Source organism: uncultured Ramlibacter sp. (assembly GCF_936925435.1).
In the GTDB taxonomy this organism is placed as follows: Bacteria; Pseudomonadota; Gammaproteobacteria; order Burkholderiales; family Burkholderiaceae_C; genus Ramlibacter.
In genome coordinates, this window is the sequence record NZ_CAKZHQ010000005.1 from 205,015 (window position 1) to 225,753 (window position 20,739).

General features: G+C 68.2%; 17 protein-coding genes. 1 reads left to right on the plus strand and 16 read right to left on the minus strand.

The window, feature by feature from the left end; all coding sequences use genetic code 11:
- Positions 1-4: 4 nt before the first annotated feature.
- From Q0632_RS06375 to uvrA, 6 genes are all read right to left on the minus strand, one after another.
- Positions 5-1,270, minus strand: coding sequence for an SfnB family sulfur acquisition oxidoreductase (locus tag Q0632_RS06375; RefSeq protein WP_298925928.1), 1,266 nt, complete (start codon positions 1,268-1,270; stop codon positions 5-7).
- Positions 1,271-1,279: 9 nt separating this feature from the next.
- Entirely contained in the window at positions 1,280-2,521 is a 1,242-nt protein-coding gene (locus tag Q0632_RS06380) for an SfnB family sulfur acquisition oxidoreductase (RefSeq protein ID WP_298925930.1), read from the minus strand.
- Positions 2,522-2,637: 116 nt separating this feature from the next.
- Positions 2,638-3,141, minus strand: coding sequence for a hypothetical protein (locus tag Q0632_RS06385; RefSeq protein WP_298925933.1), 504 nt, complete (start codon positions 3,139-3,141; stop codon positions 2,638-2,640).
- A gap of 111 nt (positions 3,142-3,252) precedes the next feature.
- Positions 3,253-4,299 carry a histone deacetylase family protein gene (locus Q0632_RS06390; protein WP_298925936.1) on the minus strand — a complete coding sequence of 349 codons (1,047 nt, stop codon included), beginning with the start codon at positions 4,297-4,299 and terminating at the stop codon, positions 3,253-3,255.
- Between the two features lie 44 nt (positions 4,300-4,343).
- On the minus strand, positions 4,344-4,817 hold the full coding sequence (locus Q0632_RS06395) for a GNAT family N-acetyltransferase (RefSeq protein WP_298925939.1): 474 nt from the start codon (positions 4,815-4,817) through the stop codon (positions 4,344-4,346).
- Positions 4,818-4,820: 3 nt separating this feature from the next.
- Positions 4,821-10,559, minus strand: coding sequence for an excinuclease ABC subunit UvrA (gene uvrA, locus Q0632_RS06400; protein WP_298925941.1), 5,739 nt, complete (start codon positions 10,557-10,559; stop codon positions 4,821-4,823).
- Positions 10,560-10,709: 150 nt separating this feature from the next.
- Here uvrA and Q0632_RS06405 point away from each other — a divergent pair, with 150 nt between their 5' ends.
- Entirely contained in the window at positions 10,710-11,822 is a 1,113-nt protein-coding gene (locus Q0632_RS06405) for an ABC transporter substrate-binding protein (protein WP_298925944.1), read from the plus strand.
- Positions 11,823-11,828: 6 nt separating this feature from the next.
- Here the strand turns inward: Q0632_RS06405 and Q0632_RS06410 are convergent, their stop codons facing one another.
- The 10 genes from Q0632_RS06410 to Q0632_RS06455 form a co-directional block, all read right to left on the minus strand.
- Complete coding sequence (locus Q0632_RS06410; protein ID WP_298925947.1) at positions 11,829-12,017, minus strand: hypothetical protein; 189 nt, start codon at positions 12,015-12,017, stop codon at positions 11,829-11,831.
- Positions 12,018-12,100: 83 nt separating this feature from the next.
- Entirely contained in the window at positions 12,101-13,777 is a 1,677-nt protein-coding gene (locus tag Q0632_RS06415; RefSeq protein ID WP_298925950.1) for an MFS transporter, read from the minus strand.
- 188 nt (positions 13,778-13,965) lie between these two features.
- A complete protein-coding gene (locus Q0632_RS06420; protein WP_298925952.1) occupies positions 13,966-14,613 on the minus strand; it encodes a 2-hydroxychromene-2-carboxylate isomerase in 648 nt (215 codons plus the stop codon).
- Positions 14,610-14,804: a DUF1289 domain-containing protein gene (locus tag Q0632_RS06425; RefSeq protein ID WP_298926046.1), complete on the minus strand. Its 195-nt coding sequence runs from the start codon at positions 14,802-14,804 to the stop codon at positions 14,610-14,612. The genes Q0632_RS06420 and Q0632_RS06425 overlap by 4 nt, the downstream gene beginning before the upstream one ends.
- Before the next feature lie 44 nt (positions 14,805-14,848).
- Positions 14,849-15,352 carry a YbaK/EbsC family protein gene (locus Q0632_RS06430; protein WP_298925955.1) on the minus strand — a complete coding sequence of 168 codons (504 nt, stop codon included), beginning with the start codon at positions 15,350-15,352 and terminating at the stop codon, positions 14,849-14,851.
- A 1-nt stretch (position 15,353) separates the two neighbouring features.
- Positions 15,354-16,004, minus strand: a complete 651-nt coding sequence (locus tag Q0632_RS06435) for a LysE family transporter (RefSeq protein ID WP_298925959.1) — start codon at positions 16,002-16,004, stop codon at positions 15,354-15,356.
- A gap of 5 nt (positions 16,005-16,009) precedes the next feature.
- Complete coding sequence (locus Q0632_RS06440) at positions 16,010-16,918, minus strand: hydroxymethylglutaryl-CoA lyase (protein ID WP_298925962.1); 909 nt, start codon at positions 16,916-16,918, stop codon at positions 16,010-16,012.
- A gap of 4 nt (positions 16,919-16,922) precedes the next feature.
- Positions 16,923-17,843 (minus strand): glyoxylate/hydroxypyruvate reductase A, encoded by a 921-nt coding sequence (locus tag Q0632_RS06445; protein WP_298925964.1) that lies wholly within the window; start codon positions 17,841-17,843, stop codon positions 16,923-16,925.
- A 64-nt stretch (positions 17,844-17,907) separates the two neighbouring features.
- Entirely contained in the window at positions 17,908-19,917 is a 2,010-nt protein-coding gene (locus Q0632_RS06450) for an acetyl/propionyl/methylcrotonyl-CoA carboxylase subunit alpha (RefSeq protein ID WP_298925966.1), read from the minus strand.
- A gap of 4 nt (positions 19,918-19,921) precedes the next feature.
- Positions 19,922-20,737: an enoyl-CoA hydratase/isomerase family protein gene (locus Q0632_RS06455; protein ID WP_298925969.1), complete on the minus strand. Its 816-nt coding sequence runs from the start codon at positions 20,735-20,737 to the stop codon at positions 19,922-19,924.
- Positions 20,738-20,739: the final 2 nt, after the last annotated feature.

The window sequence follows — 20,739 nt, forward strand, 5'->3', positions numbered from 1 at the left end:
GGCGTCAGAGCGCGCCGTGCCGGGGCGGCAGGCGGTCGTTCAGGTGGTAGTTGCCGATGGCGTGGTACTTCCAGCGGACGGGGTCGTGCAAGGTGTGGGTGCGGGCATTGCGCCAGAAGCGGTCCAGGCCGCGCTGGTCCAGGGTGGCGGCGGTGCCGGCCAGCTCGAACAGGCGCGTGCCGGCATCCAGCGACGCCGTTGTCGTCGCCACCCGTGCTTCGGCTACCGCGATGGAAGCCTGGGCCACGCTTTGCGCGTCCGGCGCGGCCTGCGCCGCATCCACGAAGCGGGCGGCGCGCCGCACCAGCGCCTCGGCGGCGCGGATGCGCACGGCGACCTCACCCAGTTGCGCCAGCAGCAGCGGGTCCTGCGCGGCGCTGTCCACCCTGGCATCGGGCCAGGGCCGCGCGTTCTCGCGCACAAAAGGCAGGGTCGCGGCGAAGGCGCCACGGGCCAGCCCCAGGTCGATGGCGGCATGCAGGATCTGGGCGAAAGGACCGATGGTGGTGGGCCGTTCGAACGAAGCCTGGAAGGGAATGACCCACTGCGCCTCGATCCGGACTCCGTCGAACTCCACCGAGCCGCTGCCGGTGACGCGTTGACCGAAGCCGTCCCAATCGTCCGTCACCGTCACGCCTTGCGTGGCGCGTGGCACGAAAGCCAGGTAGTTGACGTCGCGGCCGCCCTCGTCGGCGACCACCAGGGTGGGAATCCAGTGCGCGAACAGGGCGCCGGTGCAATAGAACTTGCGGCCGTGGACGCGCCAGCCGTCGCCGTCGCGCAGAAGGCGGGTGCGCCGCTTGAAGTCTTTCTGGCCGATCTCGGCCAGCGCATTGCCGAATCGCTCGCCTGCCAGCACCCGCTCGTAGAAGAAACGCTGCTGCGCGTCACTGCCGCCCACGCGCAAGACCTCCAGCGCGTAGAAGTGGTTTTGGGGGATTTGCCCCAGCGAGCCATCGGCCGCCGAAATCGTGGCGACGACTTCGGCGAGCGTCGCACTGCCCACGCCGGCGCCGCCGTAGGCGCGCGGCACCGTGATGGCCCACAGGCCGCTGTCCACAAAGGCATCGAGCTCCTGCCAGGGCAGGACGCGCTCGCGGTCGCGCCGGGCGGCGTCAGTCGCGAATTCCTGCGCCAGCTGCCCGGCGGCCGCGAGGGCAGCCGCATCGTCAGCCAGCCGTTGGGGCGGCCGCGCCGGTGCAGCCGCGGGATGGAACTGGCCCAACGCCGGCACGGGCGTGAACGTCAACTTGTCGGGATTGCGGGTCATGGGCCGTCTTCAGTTCCAGGAGTGGCGTGCCGGCAGCGCGCCATTGAGCAGGTAGTTGCCCAGCAGGTGGGTCTTCCAGCGCACCGGGTCGTGCAGGGTGTGGACCCGCGCATTGCGCCAGTGCCGGTCCAGGTTGTGGGCGGCGCGCGTCGAGGCCGAGCCGGCCAGTTCAAAGAGTTTTTCCGAGGCTTCCAGTGCAATGCGGGTGGTCAGCACCTTGGCGTGCGCCACGGCGACCGAGGCCTGCGCGCTGTCCCCGGCGCTCAGGGATTCCTGGGCCTTGAAGGCCTGCAGCGTCCGTGCCGCTTCCAGCAGCACCTCATGCGCGGCGTGCAGGTCGACCTGCAGCCGGCCGATGTCCGCAATGATGTAAGGGTCGTCGTGCGCGTGCTCCAGGCCCGAGTCCATCCAGGCGCGGGCGCGGCTACGCACGAATTCGATGGTGTCGGCGACGGCTGCCTGGGCGATGCCCTGGTCGATGGCGGCCTGGAGCAGCTGCGAGTTGGGGCCGTACAGGCCCGGCTTGTCGGCAAGCTGCCAGAGGGCCACGACGTCATCGCTTTCCACAGGGACGTAGTCGAACACCACCGAGCCGCTGGCCGTGGTGCGCTGGCCGAAGGAGCTCCAGTCATCGACGACATGGACGCCCAGCGCGCCGCGCTGGACCCAGACCTGGACGGCACGCCCCTCGTCGTCGGTCGCCCGGGTGGGGATGCGGTTCGCGTACAGCGCGCCAGTGGAGTAAAAACGCCGGCCGCTCAGGCGCAATCCCTGCGGCGTCCTGTGCAGGCGTGTCGCCCCTTGCAGGATGGTGGTTGCATCGACCGACTTGCGCTCCGGCCCGGCGTTGCCCAGCCGGGCGCCGGCCAGGACCTCGGCGTAGAAGCGGCTCTGTTGCGCCGGCGTGCCGGCCTCGCGCAAGACGCCGAGCAGGCCGTAGTGGTTCTGCGGGATCTGGCCCAGCGAGGCGTCGGCGGCGGTGAGGATGACGAAGACCTCGGCCAGCGTCTCGAAGGACACATCGGCGCCGCCGTGGTCCCTGGGCACCGTAATGGCGCCAAGACCGCTGTGTGACCACTGCTGCAGCTCATCCCAGGGCAGGATGCGCTCGCGGTCGCGCGCCGCCGCGTTCTGCGCAAAGCTCGCTGCCAGTGCCCTGGCGACCTCGAGAGCCTCAGCGTCATCGGCGATGCGCCTCACACGCGAAGGATCGACGTGCAGCGGAAGATGGGGTGGGGAAAACTGTTTCAAGCCGCGGATGCTAGACAAGCATGGCCCGCGTGGGAACGTCTAAGTTTTTCTTTCCATATGAGTAAAACATCTGCATCGCACTGCGCCGCGCGCTGGCGATGCAGGTACGCGAACTTTCAGCAGCCTTCAGGCCGCGATTCGGGCCGCATCGGGATGCTGCCTGTCAAAGTGAGGGCGTCGCCATTGCCGGCCGTGAGCCGCTTGCCCGCGAAGCGCAATTCGTTGCTGCTCTTGTCGATCAGCACGTTGTCGGTGGTCCGCGAGCTGTACTCGGCGCCCGAAATGGAGACGAAGGCCACATACAGGCCACTGCCGGTGCCGGGGATGTAGCGGATGTCACCGTCCATCAGACGGTCGCTACCGACCTGCTGCAGGCCGGAGAAGCGGAAGCTGCAGACTTCGGGATCGTTGCCGATGGGATTCTTCTTCTCGACCGAGGACAGGCTGAGGTTGCTGGTCGCATAAATGCCGTTCAGCGCGAGCGGCGTCGCTGCTCCCACAGTCACCGACGCGTTGACGGTGGTCGGGGCGGGGTCGTCGGACCCGCCACCGCAGGCGGCCAGCAAGGCGGTGACCAGCAGCAGGCTACAGGCGGGGACAAAGCGCGGGAGTTTCTTCATGGCGGGCGACCTCAGGTTTGCAGATGGAGGTGCAAGCCTGCGTCCTGCATCGCAGGGGATTTGTCGGAAGCGCCCTGCAAGCCGCGTAGGAAAACAACGAAAGCTGCTGGCTCAGCCGCAGCGCTGGCCGAAGCCCTCCAGCACGTTGACCGCGTTGACACCGACCTCGGCCACCGCATAACCGCCCTCGAAGACAAAGACCGTGGGCAGGCCGGCGGCCGCGATGTCCTCGCCCACGCGCAGGTAGTCGGCGCTGCGCAGGCCGAAACCCGAGATGGGATCACCCTCGAAGGTGTCCACCCCCAGCGACACCACCAGCGCGTCGGCGCCGAAGGCCGCAATGGCCTGCAGCGCCTGGCCCAGGGCCGCGCGCCAGGGGGCGAAGCCCGTGCCCCTGGCCAGCGGCAGGTTGAGGTTGCAGCCCTGGCCGGCGCCGGCGCCGCGCTCGTCGGCATAGCCCAGGTAGTAGGGGTACTCGGTGTGCGGGTCGCCGTGCACGCTGGCGAAGAAGACGTCGGCGCGCTCGTAGAAGATGGCCTGCGTGCCGTTGCCGTGGTGGTAGTCGACGTCCAGCACCGCCACCTTCGCCAGCCCCGCATCGCGCAAGGCCTGGGCCGCGATGGCCGCGTTGTTGAGAAAGCAGTAGCCGCCGAAGAAGTCGGCGCCGGCATGGTGGCCGGGCGGGCGCGTCAGCGCGAAGGCCGCGCGCTCGCCGGCCAGCACGTGCTGCACCGCCGTCAGGGCACAGCAGGCGCCGGCGCGTGCCGCCACCCAGGTGCCCGAGGTCAGCGGACTGCCGGCGTCATAGGAGAACAGGCCCATGCGCGCCGGGAAGCTGGCCGGCAACACGTCGCTGCGGAAACTGCGAATGGGCCAGTAGGACGGGATGGCATCGCGCTGCGCGTTGGCGGGGTCCAGCGCCACCCATTCGTCCCAGGCATGGGCAAGAAAGTCGATGTAGCGCTGCGCATGGACGCGGGCGATCGCGCTGTCGGCGAAGTCCTGCGGTCCGTCGATGGCGCCGAGCTTGCGCTGCTGCAGCTCGCGCAACACGAAGTCGGCGCGGTCCGGCACCTCGAAGCAGGGCACGAGCTGGCCGCGGAACATCTCGAATTTGCCCTGGTGCAGGGCGTGCTTGTCGTTGTAGATGGTGCGCATGCTTGCTATGGATTCAATAGCTACCCAGGTCCATTGACCGGGGGCTACAGGCCAATTCCTTTCACAAAAAGCCTCTTTTCCAGGCGCACGGCATCGATCCGGCCACTGTAATAGCCGACCGAGCGCGCGAACTCCTGGAAACCCTGGGCCCGGTAGAAGGCGATGGCATTGGCGTTGTCGGCACGGGCCTCGACGCGCAGGCGCTCGATGCCGGCCGTGCGCGCCACATCTTCCAGCCAGAGCACCAGGCGCTTGCCCAGCCCCTGGTGGCGCGCCTGCGGCTGCACCGCCAGCAGGGCCAGGTGGGCCGAGTCGTCGGCGTACTGCATGATGCCGAACCCCAGCAAGGGGCCGTCGGCCTGCGCCACAGCGACATTCGTGGCGCGGTCGCGGATGGCGGCCAGCACGCGCGGCGCCTGCCAGCTCCAGCCCAGGCCGTGCTCGATGAAGGCCTGCGACATGGCGGCGATGGCCGGCGCGTCCTGCACCATGGCCAAGCGGATCGCCGCGCTGCGCATGGCTCAGGCCCGCGCCAGCACCGGCCCCAGGGCCACACCGGTGTGGGTGCCCAGCTGGACCACCTGCTCCGGCGTCGCGGCGGCCACCACCAGGCCGCCGGCGTTGCCGCCTTCGGGGCCCAGGTCGATGATCCAGTCGGCCTCGGCGATCACGTCCAGGTCATGCTCGATCACCACCACGCTGTGGCCACCGTCGACCAATCGGTGCAGCACGCGGATCAGCTTTTCCACGTCGGCCATGTGCAGGCCCACCGTGGGCTCGTCCAGCACATAGAGCGTGTGCGGCGCCTTCTGGCCGCGCCGCGTGACGTCGTCACGCACCTTGGACAGCTCGGTCACCAGCTTGATCCGTTGGGCTTCACCGCCCGACAGCGTGGGCGAGGGCTGGCCCAAGGTCAGGTAGCCCAGGCCCACGTCCTTGAGCAACTGCAGCGGATGGCTGATGTTGGGCATGGCGGCGAAGAACTCCACCGCCTCGTCCACCTCCATCTGCAGCACGTCGCCGATGCTTTTGCCGCGCCAGCTGACGGCCAGCGTCTCGGGGCTGAAGCGCGCGCCCCGGCAGGACTCGCAGGGCACCTTGACGTCCGGCAGAAAGCTCATGCCGATGGTGCGCATGCCCTGGCCCTCGCAGGTCGGGCAGCGGCCCTCGCCGGTGTTGAAGCTGAAGCGGGCCGGAGCGTAGCCGCGGGCCCTGGCCTCCAGCGTGTCGGCGAACAGCTTGCGGATGGTGTCCCAGAAGCCGATGTAGGTGGCCGGGCAGGAGCGCGGCGTCTTGCCGATGGGCGTCTGGTCCACTTCCAGCACGCGGTCGATCACCTCGTAGCCGGCCAGGTCCTTGCAGCCGGACCAGGCCTGGCGCTTGCCCTTGGCGTCGGCATCGCGGCCGGCCTTGGTCATGCGCTGGATGACGATGGCCTGCACGTTGTGCAGCAGCACGTCGCGCGCCAGGGTCGACTTGCCCGAGCCCGACACGCCGGTGACGGCGACCAGGCGGCGCAGCGGCACGTCGACGTCGACCTTGCGCAGGTTGTGCAGGTCGGCGCCGCGCAGTTCCAGCTTCTCGGCTTTCTTGTCGATCTCCCGGCGGGCTTTGAGCGGGTGCTTCATCGCGTGCAGCAGGTAGCGGCCGGTGACAGACTCGGCCACGTCGCTGATGTCCTGGGCCGAGCCCTGGGCCACCAGGCGGCCGCCGCGCTTGCCGGCCGAGGGGCCGATGTCGATGATGTGGTCGGCGCGGCGGATGGTGTCCTCGTCGTGCTCCACCACCACCAGGGTGTTGCCCTTGTCGCCCAGCTTGTGCAGGGCATTGAGCAGGATCTGGTTGTCGCGCGCATGCAGGCCGATGGTCGGCTCGTCCAGCACGTAACACACGCCCTGCAGATTGGAGCCCAGCTGCGCCGCCAGCCGGATGCGCTGCGCCTCACCGCCGGACAGGGTGGGCGCGCCGCGGTCCAGTGTCAGGTAACCCAGGCCCACCTCTTCCAGGAATTCGAGCCGGCTCTTGATCTCGGGGATGAGGTCGCGGGCAATGCCTTGTTCGCGCACGCTCAGCACGCCATTGACCTGCAGGCTCTCGATCCAGCGGCGCACGTCGACCACCGACAGCGCGGCGATCTCGGCGATGCCGGTGCCGTCGAACTTCACATTGCGTGCCTGCAGGTTCAGGCGGCTGCCGTGGCAGGTGGCGCAGGCCTCGTCGGCCACGTCCTCGACCTCGGGCTCGCCGAAGGTCTGCTCGCGGCCTTTGTTGTCCTGGTCCTGCACCGTGTCGTCGAACACCTTGCGCTGCTCGCCCGTGAGCTTGACGCCTGTGCCCACGCAGTCAGGGCACCAGCCGTGCTTGCTGTTGTAGGAGAACAGGCGCGGGTCCAGCTCCGGGTAGCTGGTGGCGCAGACCGGGCAGGCGCGCAGGGTGGAAAACACCTCCAGGCTGCCGATGTGGCCGTGGGTCGTGAGGCCGTCGGCCATGGCGTCGCGCAGGCCGTCCAGCGGCGCCAGCACGTGCAGCACGCCCTTGCCGTGCTGCAAGGCCTCGGCCAGCTTGCGGCGCAGCAGCTCCTCGTTGGCCGGCGTGATGACCAGGTCGCACACCGGCAGCTCGATGGTGTGCTCCTTGAAGCGGTCGATGCGCGGAAACCCGGTGGTCGGCAGGAAGTTACCGTCCACCCGCAGATGGCTGTAGCCGCGCGGCCGGGCCCAGTCGGCCAGCTCGGTGTAGACACCCTTGCGGGCGATCACCAGCGGCGCCAGCAGGCCGATGTGCTGGCCCTTGTAGCGCTTCATCAACTGGGCGGCGATGCTGTCGGGCGTCTGCGGCCGCACCTCGGCGCCTTCGCGCACGCAGTGCTGCACGCCCAGCTTGACGTAGAGCAGGCGCAGGAAGTGCCAGACCTCGGTGGTCGTGCCCACGGTGGACTTGCGGCCGCCGCGCGACAGACGCTGCTCGATGGCCACCGTCGGCGGGATGCCGTAGACCGCATCCACCTCGGGCCGGCCGGCCGGCTGCACGATGCTGCGCGCATAGGCGTTGAGCGACTCCAGGTAGCGGCGCTGGCCTTCGTTGAACAGGATGTCGAAAGCCAGGGTCGACTTGCCCGAGCCGGAGACGCCGGTGACCACGCTGAACTTGTTGTGCGGGATGTCCACCGTCATGGACTTGAGGTTGTGCTCGCGGGCATTGATGATCTGGATGGCCTGCGGCGGCGCGCGGCGCTCGCGCACCACGGCCTGCAGGGGACGGCCCTCCTCCACCTTGTGCGCGCCAAGCGTGCTGTCGTAGTCGCGCAGCGCCTTGGCGGTGTGCGAGCTGGCGTGCAGCTTGACGTCTTCCGGCGTGCCTTCGGCCACCACCAGGCCGCCGGCGTCGCCGCCCTCGGGGCCCAGGTCGATCAGCCAGTCGGCCGCGCGGATCACGTCCAGGTTGTGCTCGATCACCACGATGGAGTTGCCGGCCTCCAGGAGCTTGCGCAAGGCGCGCATCAGCTTGGCGATGTCGTCGAAGTGCAGGCCGGTGGTGGGCTCGTCGAACAGGAAGAGCGTGCCGCGCGTGGCCAGCGACTGCCGGCTGGAGGTCGCGCTCTTCGCGGCACCGGCCAGAAAGCCCGCGAGCTTCAGGCGCTGCGACTCGCCGCCCGACAGCGTGGGCACGGGCTGGCCCAGCTTCACGTATTCGAGGCCGACGTCGACGATGGGCTGCAGGGCGCGGATCACGTCTCGGTCGCCGGCGAACAGCGATGCCGCTTCATTGACCGTCAGGTCCAGCACGTCGGCCACGTTCATCACCCGCGGCAGCAGCGCGCCCACCGGCTGGCGCTCTATCGTCACTTCCAGAATCTCGGGCCGGTAGCGCTTGCCGTCGCAGTCGGGGCAGCGCAGGTAGACGTCGGACAGGAACTGCATCTCCACGTGTTCGAAGCCCGAGCCGCCGCAGGTCGGGCAGCGGCCGTCGCCCGAGTTGAAGCTGAACTTCGAGCCGGTGTAGCCGCGCTGGCGCGCCAGCGGCGCGGTGGCGAAGATCTCGCGCACGGCGTCCCAGGCGCCGACGTAGCTCACGGGGTTGGAGCGCGCCGTCTTGCCAATGGGTGACTGGTCAACGAAGACCACGTCGCTCAGGTGGTCCGCGCCCAGCAGGCGGTCGTGCTTGCCCGGCGTCTCGGTGGCCTTGCCGAAGTGGCGCGTCAGCGCCGGCGCCAGGATGTCCTGGATCAGGCTGGACTTGCCCGAGCCGGAGACGCCGGTCACGCAGACCAGGCGCTGCAGCGGGAACTCCACCGACACGTTTTGCAGGTTGTGCTCGCTGGCGCCTTCGAGCACCAGGCGCGGCGTCGCATCCGTCACGGCGCGCTTGAAGCCCATGCCCACCTGCTTGCGCCCTCCCAGGTACTGGCCGGTCAGCGTGTCGGCGCTGCGCAACTCCTGCGTCGTGCCGTCGAAAACGATCTGGCCACCGCGCTCGCCCGGGCCCGGGCCCATGTCGATCATGCGGTCGGCCGCCAGCATCACGGCCGGATCGTGCTCCACCACCACCAGGGTGTTGCCGGCGTCGCGCAGCCGCTTCATCGCCTCGGTGATGCGGTGGATGTCGCGCGGGTGCAGGCCGATGCTGGGCTCGTCCAGCACGAACAAGGTGTTGACCAGCGAGGTGCCCAGGGCCGTGGTCAGGTTGATGCGCTGCACCTCACCGCCCGACAGGGTGCGGCTTTGCCGGTCCAGCGTGAGGTAGCCGATGCCCACGTCCACCAGATACTTCAGGCGGGTGGTGATCTCCTCGTACAGCAGCTTGAGGGCCTGGGCATCGCTGACCTGGCCGAGCACGGCCTCATCGGGCCGCAGGCGGTCGAAGAACCTGCGCAGCCGGTCGATGGGCATGAGCATCAGGTCGTGCAGGCTCAGGCCGGGTAAGGCTTCGAGCTGGGCGCGGCTCCATTGCACGCCCACCGGCATGAAGCGCTTGCCCGGCTCCAGCACCGCGTCCGCGTCCTCCTTGCTGCCGATGCGCCAGAGCAGGCTTTCCAGCTTGAGGCGGGCGCCGCCGCAGACCTCGCAGGGCGTGTAGCTGCGGTATTTGGACAGCAGCACGCGGATGTGCATCTTGTAGGCCTTGCTCTCCAGGTACTGGAAGAAGCGCTTGATGCCATACCAGCGCTTGCTCCACTGGCCGTCCTTGTAGCCGGGCACGCCGTCGATGACGAAGGCCTTCTGCTCGGGGGTGAGCTTGTACCAGGGCGTGTCGCGCGGGATGCCGGCCGTCTCGGTGTGGCGCATCAGGTCGTCCTGGGCTTCCGACCAGGCCGGCGTCTGGATGGTCTTGATGGCGCCGGCGCGCAGGGTGAGCTTGTCGTTGGGGATGACCAGGCCCCAGTCCACGCCGATGACGCGACCAAAGCCCCGGCAGGTCTCGCAGGCGCCCACGGCCGAATTGAACGAGAACATCGAGGGGATGGGATCGGCGTAGCGGGTGTCGCTGTCGGGGCAATGCAGGCCCGTCGAAAACTTCCAGGCATCAAAAACGGGTTCTGCAGCAGCCGGATCACCAGCGGCCGCGTAGACCGTCATGCGGCCGGTGCCGCGCTTGAGCGCCACCTCGATGGCCTCCAGCGCGCGCGCCTTCTCCGTTGCCTGGATGCGGAAGCGGTCGGCCACCACGTCCAGCAGCTGGTGCGGCCCGGCGGGCGTGGCGACCTCGCGCTGCGCATGCACGCGGGTGAAGCCGCTGGCAGCCAGCCATTGCTGCAGTTCCTCGGCGCTGGTGCCGCCCGGAAGTTCCACGGGAAAGGTGACGACCAGGCGCGGGTCCGTGCCCTCGGTGCGGGCCATCAAGGCGGCGTAGATGGTCTCGGGGGTGTCGTGGCGCACCGGCAGCGCCGTGGCCTTGTCGAACAGCTGGCCGGCACGGGCGAACAGCAGCTTGAGGTGGTCGTTCAGTTCGGTCATCGTGCCCACGGTGGAACGCGAGGAGCGCACCGGGTTGGTCTGGTCGATGGCGATGGCCGGCGGCACACCGTCCACCCGGTCGACCGCCGGCTTGTCCATGCGGTCCAGGAACTGGCGCGCATAGGCCGAGAAGGTCTCGACGTAGCGGCGCTGGCCCTCGGCGTAGAGCGTGTCGAACACCAGGCTGGACTTGCCCGATCCGCTGGGGCCGGTGACCACCGTCAGCTCACCGGTGTGCAAGTCGAGATCGAGGTTCTTGAGGTTGTGCTGCCTGGCGCCGCGGATGCGGATCAGTCCCTGGGTCATACGGCCGGTCTTTCAAGGTGAGGCGGGACATTCTAGGGACGCCGCCATGCCAGAACCTGTCATGTGGGTAATGCGCAATACCCAGGGCTTGCTCGCTTGCTGATCTGTCGGCCTGCTGCCTATACTGATTCTTCCCCGGAGGAGACGCCTGTGAACACATTCCGCCAATGGATTGCGCCCCTGGCGCTGCTTGCCTTGCTGGGCCCGGCCCAGGCCCAGATTCTGGTCGGCCAGACCGCCGGCTTCACCGGCACGGCGGCGGCCGGCGTCAAGGAAACCGCCGACGGCGCCAGGCTGTGGATCGACGCGGTCAACGCCAAGGGCGGTGTCAACGGCCAGAAGATCGAGCTGCTGTCGCTGGACGACGGCTTCGAACCCAAGCGCGCCGCCGAGAACGCCCGCAAGCTCATCGAGGACAACCAGGTCGTGGCCCTGTTCCTCAACCGCGGCACGCCCCATACCGAGGCCATCCTGCCGCTGCTGGAGCGCCACGGCGTGGCCCTGATCGCGCCATCCACCGGCGCCATGGTGCTGCACCAGCCGGTCAACAAGTGGGTCTTCAACGTGCGCGCCACCTACCAGCGCGAAGCCGAAAAGGCGGTGGACCACCTCAGCGCCGTCGGCATCACGCGCATCGCCGTCGTCCACACCGACGACTCCTTCGGCACCGACGGCCTGGAAGGCGCCAAAAAGGGCTTCGCGCGCAACAAGGTGGAGCCGCTGCTGGTGATCAAGGCCGACCGCAGCAAGCCCGACTACGGCGCCATCGTGCCGCAACTGGTCAAGACCGAGGCCCAGGCCGTGCTGTGGATCGCCTCGGGCAATGCCGTGGCTGATGGCGTCAAGGCCTTGCGCAAGGCCGGCTCGGCCGCCCAGGTGGTGACCCTGTCGAACAACGCCTCCTCGGGCTTCATCAAGAGCCTGGGCGAGAACTCACGTGGCGTCATCGTCACCCAGGTCTTCCCCTACGAGCGCTCGATCGCCTACCCGGTGGTGCGCGAGGCGCGCGACCTGGCCATCGCCAAGGGCCTGTCCGACATCTCACCGGCCATGCTCGAAGGCTATGCCGGCGCCAAGGTGCTGGTCGAGGGCCTGCGCCGCGCAGGCAAAAGCCCCACGCGCGAGCGCCTGCAGGCGGCGCTCGAGGGCATGGGCAAGTTCGACCTGGGCGGCCTGGAGGTCAGCTACAGCGCCGCCGACCACACAGGCCTGGACTTCGCCGACCTGTCCATCATCAGCATCGAGGGCCGTTTCCGGCGCTGAACCGGCTTACTTCGCGGCCGAGGCCGCCGAGGCGGCAGGCGCGGCAGCAGCCGGCGCAGAGGCCGCAGAAGCCGGCGCGTGGGCGGCATCAATGCCGTGCTTCTCCCCGCTCATATCGACCTTGTCGCCGGCCTTGAAGATGACGAACAGCGACAGCGCGGCGAACGCGATGAATCCAACAACCAGTTTCCACATGGGGTTTTGTCTCCAGACAGGGCTTTTCAACAAAAGGCCCGCAGCCACAGGGCTGCGGGCCTTTCAGTGAACGTCCTGGCCGCTCAGTCCTTGGCGTAGATGTCCACGTCCTTGGTTTCCTTGATGAAGATCATGCCGATGATGAAGGTGCCCGCGGCCACGATGACGGGGTACCACAGGCCGTAGAAGATGTCGCCGGTGGCCGCCACCATGGCGAAGGCCGTGGTGGGCAGCAGGCCGCCGAACCAGCCGTTGCCGATGTGGTACGGAAGGCTCATCGAGGTGTAGCGGATGCGGGTGGGGAACATCTCGACCAGCATCGCTGCGATCGGGCCGTACACCATCGTCACCAGGATCACCAGGTAGACCAGCAGAGCCAGCACCATGCCCGTGTTCATCTTGCCCTTGTCGGCTGCCACCGTCAGGCCGGCGGCCTTGGAGGCATCGGTCAGGCCCTTGCGGAACTCGCCGATGGACTTGGCGCTGTCGGGCGAGAAGCCGTTGCCCTTGTCGTTGAGCGTGCCCGACGGCGGGGTCAGCACCGTGGTGCCCACGCTGACCGTGGTCGGAGTGCCGGGGGCGGCCGCCACGTTCTCGTATGGGACGTAGGACTGGGTCAGCGCACGCTTGGCGATGTCGCACGAGGTGCGGAAATCGATGTCGCGGGCGATCGGGCTGCCCTGGAACGAGCAGGTCTTGGGGTCGGCGGTGACCGTCACCTTCGTGGCTTGCTGGGCGGCGACCAGGGCCGGGTTGGCGGCCTTGAGCAGCGCCGGGAAGACCATGAAGTAGGTCAGCACGGCCAGCAGGCAGCCCGCCATGATGATGGGCTTGCGACCGATCTTGTCCGACAGCGTGCCGAACAGGATGAAGAACGGCGTGCCGATCAGCAGCGAGCCGGCGATCAGCAGGTTGGCCGTGGTCGCGTCCACCTTGGCGATGGTCGTCATGAAGAACAGAGCGTAGAACTGGCCGGTGTACCAGACCACGGCCTGGCCGGCGGTCAGGCCCAGCAGCGCCAGGATCACGATCTTCAGGTTCTTCCACTGGCCGAAGGACTCGGACAACGGCGACTTGGAGGTCTTGCCTTCGGACTTCATCTTCTGGAAGGCCGGCGACTCATTGAGCGACAGGCGGATCCAGACCGAGATGGCCAGCAGGATGATGGACACCAGGAAGGGAACGCGCCAGCCCCAGTCGGCAAAGGCCGCTTCGCCCAGGCCTTCGCGCACGCCCAGGATCACCAGCAGCGACAGGAACAGGCCCAGCGTGGCCGTGGTCTGGATCCAGGAGGTGTAGGCACCGCGCTTGCCGTGCGGGGCATGCTCGGCCACGTAGGTGGCAGCGCCACCGTACTCACCGCCCAGCGCCAGGCCTTGCAGCATGCGCAGCGCGATCAGGATCACCGGTGCGGCGATGCCGATCGAGGCGTAGCTGGGAAGCAGGCCCACGATGAAGGTGGATGCACCCATGATCAGGATGGTCACCAGGAAGGTGTACTTGCGCCCGATCATGTCGCCCAGGCGGCCGAAGAAGATCGCACCGAACGGTCGCACCAGGAAGCCCGCGGCGAAGGCCAGCAGGGCGAAGATGTAGGCCGATGTTGCGTCCAGTCCCGAGAAGAACTGTTTGGCAATGATCGCGGCGAGCGATCCGTACAGGTAGAAGTCGTACCACTCGAACACGGTGCCCAACGACGAAGCAAAGATCACCTTCTTCTCTTCGGGCGTCATCGGCCGGGCTGCGGCTGCTGTTGCCATGTTGTGTCTCCTCACAAAAGTTTGTCATGCCCGGAATGGGCACGTGGCGCATTCTTGGAGCAGGCTCTGACCCCGCTCTGACGTCAAACCAACAGGGGCTTGCACCAAACTGAACGGGCACTGACGATTTAGGGTGAAACCCGCAGAAGCCGTTTCGCGATGCGGAGAGTGCGCCGCAGCGCCAGGGGTTAACCCTGGGGCTTGCGCGAAATGCCCGAAGGCAGTTGTTGCACGCTTTCCCAGTCGCCGCCGGTAAACCAGGGTTCGCCGTCAAGGTAAGAACGCAGCATGGGCAGGGCGTCGAAGCCCCAGAACAGCTTGCCGTCCACTGCCATCGCCGGCACGCCGAACAGGCCCAGCGCGATCGCTTCCTGCGTGCCGGCCTTGAGTTGCGCCTTGACCTCGTCGCTGTCCGCCGCGCGCGCGGGCTTCAAGGCCTGGGCCAGCGCTTCGAAGCGCACCGCATCGGCTGCATCAGCGCCGCCGCGCCAGACGTGATGGAAGATGGTTTCGCAGACATGGCGGTTCACCTGGCCCTGGTTGCCACAGGCCAGCGCGAGACGCAGCAAGGCCAAGGGGTTGAAGGGATGGGCCGCCGGCAACTGCATGGAGATGCCGTGGCGCTGCGCCAGCCATAGCACCTGGCGGTAGCTCCAGTCGCGCTTGGGCGCGATCTCGGCCGGGCCCAGCTGGCCATGGTGGGCCAGCATGCCGGCGAACAGCACCGGCTTGTAAGCCACGCTGTAGCTGTGGCCCTGCAAGGCCTGGGGCAGCTGCTCGAACGCCAGGTAGGCGTAGGGCGAGATGAAGTCCAGCCAGAAGCTGATCTGCTTCATGCGGCCAACCTCTGCGCAATCAGGGCCCAGGTGGCGCGCTTGGCGCCCTCGTCCATGCGGCCCCAGGCGGCGATCTCGTCCAGCGTGCGCAGGCAGCCCTCGCACAGGCCTGTGGCCGCGTCCATGCGGCAGACCGAAACGCAGGGTGAGGGCACGGCTTCGGAGCCAGATGCGCCCCCAGCACCCGTCAAATGGACCTGAATCGCTCTCAATTTGAGAGCAAGCGCGGCATGGCTCAAGACGCCACCTGCTGCACCACGTCGGCCACCGGCGCGCCGGTCAGGCGCTCCAGGTCCTGCGGCCGCAGCTTGAAGACGCCGTGCGGATGGCCGGCCGCGGCCCAGATCTCCTCAAAGCGGAACAGCTCGCGGTCGATCAGCGTCACAGGCTTTTGCGCATGGGCGATGGGCGAGACACCGCCGATGGAGTAACCGGTGCGTTCCTTGACGAACTGCGCATCCGCCCGGCCCGTCTTGCCGACAATGGCGTCGACCTTCTTCTCGTCGACCCGGCGGTCGCCCGAGGTGATGACCAGCACGGCCACGTCGTCCGACTTGCGCCGGAAGATGATGCTCTTGGCGATCTGGCCGACGGCGATGCCCAGGGCGTCGGCCGCCTCCTGCGCGGTGCGCGCCGCGCCGTCCAGCATCAGCGGCGCATGCGGATGGCCGCTCTCCTGCAGCACGCGCGCCACGCGCTGCACGCCTTCGGGAAGCGAATGCAGTTCAGCGCCGCACATCTCAGTGCCCCGCCGCAGACCCGCGGCGCACCAGCAGCAGGCTGGCGCCCATGGCCATCAGCACGCCGCCGAACAGGCGGTTCTGCGCCGTGCGCGCCCGCGCCGAGCGCAACAGACCACGCAGCCGCGACGCCAGCCAGGCGTAGCCGTGCATGACGATGGTGTCGGCGACGATGGTGGTCAGCAGCAGGACCAGCAGTTGCAGCGCCATGGGGCGCGCCGGATCGATGAACTGCGGCAGCACGGCCACCATGAAGACGATGCCCTTGGGATTGGTCAGATTGGTCAGCAGGCCGCGCAGCAGGCGTTGGCGTGCGCTCAGGCCGCTGGCATCGGCCACCACGGCCGGCGCAGCGTCATCGGGGTTGGCACGCGTGCGCCACTGGCGCCAGCCCAGCCACATCAGGTAGGCCGCGCCCAGCACCTTGACCACCAGGAAGGCGCTGGCCGAGGCGACCAGCACGGCGCCCACACCCACCCCGGCGATCAGCAGCGTCACCGACAGGCCCAGCTGCAGGCCGGCGATGGTGACCGAGGTCTTGCGCACGCCGTAGGCCAGGCCGTGGCTCATGGTCAGCACGGCGCCGGAGCCAGGCGACAGGGCGATCAGCCAGGCGGCGGCAAAGTAGGCCAGCCACAGATGCAAGTCCATGCGCCCTACCCTGCCCTTTTGTTCAGGATGGCGGTGGACGCGCGCGAATTGGGCTTGCGGCCCAGAAAGTCGCTGATGTACTTGCCTGCGTCGATCAGCTTGTCCAGGTCGATGCCGGTGTCGATGCCCATGCCGTGCAGCATGTAGACCACGTCCTCGGTCGCCACGTTGCCGGTCGCGCCCTTGGCATAGGGACAGCCGCCCAGGCCGGCCGACGAGGTGTCGTACTGCCACACGCCCATTTCCAGCGAGGCCAGGGTGTTGCCCAGGGCCTGGCCGTAAGTGTCATGGTAGTGGCCGGAAACATCATCGATTCCGTAATGCTTGAGCGCCGCTTCCATGGCACGCTGCACCTTGAGCGGCGTGCCCACGCCGATGGTGTCGGCCACGCCCACATGCTGCACGCCGATGCCCTTGAGCAGGCGCGCCACCATCTCCACCCGCTCGGGCGCGACCTCACCCTCGTAAGGGCAACCCACCGCGCAGGAGATGGCGCCGCGCACGAAGATGCCCTGCGCCTTGGCCGCCGCGACAACCGGCGCGAAGCGCTCGATGCTCTCGGCGATGGAGCAGTTGATGTTGCGCTGGCTGAAGGCCTCGCTGGCGGCGGCAAAGACCACGATCTCGTCGGGCCGGCTGGCGACGGCGGCCTCGAAGCCCTTCATGTTGGGCGTGAGCACCGAGTAGCGCACGCCGCTCTTGCGCTCGATGCCGGCCATGACCTGGGCCGCGTCCGCCATCTGCGGCACCCACTTGGGCGAGACAAAACTGGTGACCTCGATCTCGGTCAGGCCGGCGTCCTGCAGGCGGTGCACCAGGCCGATCTTGATCTCGGCCGGGACCTCGCCTTTTTCGTTTTGCAGGCCGTCGCGCGGGCCGACGTCGACGATCTTGACTTTGCTGGGCAGTTGCATGGTTTCAATATCCTCTTTGCGGGTCGACCACGCCGGCGACGGCTTGCCCGCGCTCCATCGCCAGGATCTTGCCGGCGATCTGGGCGATGCTCTCTTCGCGCAGGGTGCGCGCCGAGGTGTGCGGTGTGGTGCTGATTTTCGGGTGGGACCAGAACGGATGGCCGGCCGGCAAGGGCTCGGTGCGGAACACATCCAGCGTGGCCCCGGCCAGGTGGCCGTTGTCCAGCAAGGCCAGCAGGTCTTCGTCGACCACATGGCCGCCGCGCGCCACGTTGATGACATAGCCGCCGGGCTGCAGCTTGGCCAGGTTGCCGCGGTTCATGATGTTTTCGGTCTGCGGCGTCAGCGGCAGCAGGCAGACCAGGACCCGGCTGCGCACCAGAAAGGCATCGAACTGCTGCGCGCCGGCAAAGCACTCCACACCCTCGATCGCATGCGGCGTGCGGCTCCAGCCCAGCACCGGGAAGTCGAACTGGCGCACGGCCTGGGCCACGCGCTCGCCCAGCACGCCCAGGCCCATGATGCCGACCGGAAACTCGGCGCGGCTGCGCGGCTTGCGGTAAGACCATTTGCCCTGGGCGATGTCGTCTTCGTAGGCATCGAGTTCGCGGAAATGGCGGATCAAGGCATGGCAGACGAACTCCGCCATCTGCACCGCCATGCCGCCGTCGTCGATGCGCACCACCTGGGCGCCGGCCGGCAGCTCCAGCTTCATCAGGGCGTCCACGCCGGCGCCGATGTTGAAAATGCCGCGCAGGCCCGGTTGTTCGTCCAGGAACTGCTGGGGCGGGGTCCAGACCACGGCGTGGTCGGCCTGGGGCGCGCCGGGCGCCCATTCTTCCACCGTCGCGCCGGGCAACGCGGCCCGCAGGCCCTGGAGCCAGGGCTCAGCCTTGGTGTTGGTGCAGCAGAAAGCAATTCGCATGGTCCTATTTTGACCGCTCTGGTTTGCCGATGCTTTGTGCGGCTCTTTGCCCGCACCAGCCTGGTCACTGCAGCTTCAGCAGCTCCGCGCCCTCCGCCACCTGGTCCCCCGCCGCGAACAGCAGCTCGGCGACCACGCCGTCGGCGGGGGCGGCGATGGTGTGCTCCATCTTCATGGCCTCCATCACGGCCAGGGCCTGGCCCTTGGTGACCTTGTCGCCGGCCTTGACGGCGAAGGACACGACCTTGCCTGGCATGGGCGCGGTGAGACGGCCGGCCTCGGCCTGGCTTTCGCCGGCGTGGGCCAGCAGGTCGATGGCGATGATCTGGGTCGCGCCCTGCGGCGTGAACACATGGTCGGTCTCGCCCTGGGTGTAGACCCTGGCCAGGCTGCGCTGGCCAGCGTAGCGGATGTCGATGCCCTGGTCGGTGGGCGTGAAGGCCAGGCTGGCGCTGACGCCGCCCGCCGTCAGCTGTAGCGCGCCGTCATGCAGGTAGGCCAGTTCGGCCTTGGCGTGCTCGCCGCCGAACTCGAACTCGAAGCGCCGCGTGGTCACGCCATGCGAGCGCCAGCCGTCGCGCCGGCTGAAGGGATCGGCGCCCTCCGTTGCCTTTTCTTCCAGCAGCGCCGTGCTGACCGCGGCGGCCGCCGCCATCGGCAGACCCACGGTCTCCTGGTGGAACAGCACGGCCTGCTCGCGCTGGATCAGCGCCGTGTCCAGGTTGGCCTGGGCAAAGGACGGGCTCTTGACCACATGGCGCAGGAATTGCACGTTGGTCGCCAGGCCGACGATGTGGGTCTGGGCCAGGGCGGCGTCGAGACGGGCCAGGGCCTGCTCGCGCGTGGCCCCATGGACGATGAGCTTGGCGATCATGGGATCGTAGAAGGGCGAGATGGCGTCGCCTTCGCGCACGCCGTCGTCCACCCGCACCGCGACGCCTGTGTCGCTCAGCTGCGCCGGGGCAAAGGCCGTGCACGCCGGCTTGCGGTAGACGCGCAGCGTGCCGGTGGCGGGCAGGAAATTGTTGTCGGGGTTCTCGGCGCAGATGCGCGCCTCGATCGCATGGCCATGGATGGTCAGCTGGTCCTGGCGCAACGGCAAGGGCTCACCATGGGCCACGCGCAGCTGCCACTCCACCAGATCCAGGCCGGTGATGGCTTCGGTCACGGGATGCTCCACCTGCAAGCGGGTGTTCATCTCCATGAAGAAGAAATCCATTTCACCGCCAGCACGCTGCTCCACGATGAACTCCACCGTGCCCGCGCCCACATAGCCCACGGCCTTGGCGGCGGCCACCGCCGCCTCGCCCATGCGCTTGCGCATGGCCTCGGTCATGCCGGGGGCCGGCGCCTCTTCCAGCACCTTCTGGTGGCGCCGCTGCACCGAGCAGTCGCGCTCGAACAGCCAGACGCAGTCGCCGTGCGTGTCGCCGAAGACCTGGATCTCGATGTGGCGCGGCCGCTGCACGTATTTTTCGATCAGCACGGCGTCGTCGCCGAAACTGTTGATCGCCTCGCGCTTGCACGATGCCAGCGCGGCATCAAAGTCTTCCGCCTTGTCCACCGCCCGCATGCCCTTGCCGCCACCGCCGGCGCTGGCCTTGATCAGCACCGGATAGCCGATGCGGCCGGCTTCCTTCTTCAGCAGGGCCGGGTCCTGGTCGGCCGCGTGGTAGCCGGGCACCAGGGGCACACCGGCCTTTTCCATCAGCTGCTTGGACTCGGCCTTCAAACCCATGGCCTGGATGGCGGAGGCGGGCGGGCCGATGAAGACCAGGCCGGCGCTGGCGCAGGCCTGGGCGAACTCCTCGTTCTCGCTGAGAAAGCCGTAGCCCGGGTGGATGGCCTGCGCGCCCGTGGCCTTGGCCGCTTCGATGATGCGCTCCCAGCGCAGGTAGCTGTCCTTGGGTGCGCTGCCGCCGATGTGCACGGCCTCGTCACAGGCCGCCACATGCTTGGCATTGGCGTCGGCGTCGGAGTACACCGCCACGGTGCGGATGGCCATGCGGCGCGCGGTGGCGGCGACCCGGCAAGCGATTTCGCCACGGTTGGCGATCAGGATTTTCTGGAACATGGTTTCAGCTTTCTTGGGGCGTGGGGCCGGTGTTGGGAGAGGGCTGGTGCCAGCCGGGCTTGCGCTTGCCCAGGAAGGACTGGATGCCCTCGCGGCCCTCGTCGCTGACACGGATGTCGGCAATGCCTTCCACCGTGCGCTGCACCAGGACCGGTGAAATCTCTTTGTCCGCCACGTCCTGCAGCAGGGCCTTGCAGGCCTTGACCGCCATCGGGCCGGCGTTGACCAGGGCCTGGGCGATCTCGGTCACCTTGGCGTCCAGCGCATCGGCCGCCACCACCTCGTGGACGAAACCGATGCGGTGTGCCTCGGCGGCATCGAAGCGCTCGGCCGTGAGGAACCAGCGGTGCGCGGGGCGCGCACCCATGGCGCGAACCACGTAAGGTCCGACGGTGGCGGGGATCAGGCCCAGGCGCGTCTCGCTCAGGCAGAAGTTGGCGCCGGCCACGGCCACGGCGATGTCGCAGGCCGCCACAAGCCCCGTGCCGCCGGCATAGACGTCACCCTGTACCCGAGCGATCGTTGGCTTGGGGCATTCGTAGAGCACCTGCAGCATGCGCGCCAGCGCGGTGGCATCGGCCAGGTTTTCCTCGCGCGAATACGAGGCCATGCGCTTCATCCAGTTGAGGTCGGCGCCGGCGCAGAAGGCCGTGCCACTGGCCGCCAGCACGATGCAACGCACCTCGGCACGGCTGCGCAGATCGAGGAAGACCTCGGTCAGTTCGGCGATGACCTCGTCGTTGAAGGCGTTGCGCACTTCCGGTCGGTTGAGCGTGACGGTGGCCACGCCGGCTTCGAATGACAAAAGAAGGTGTTGCATCT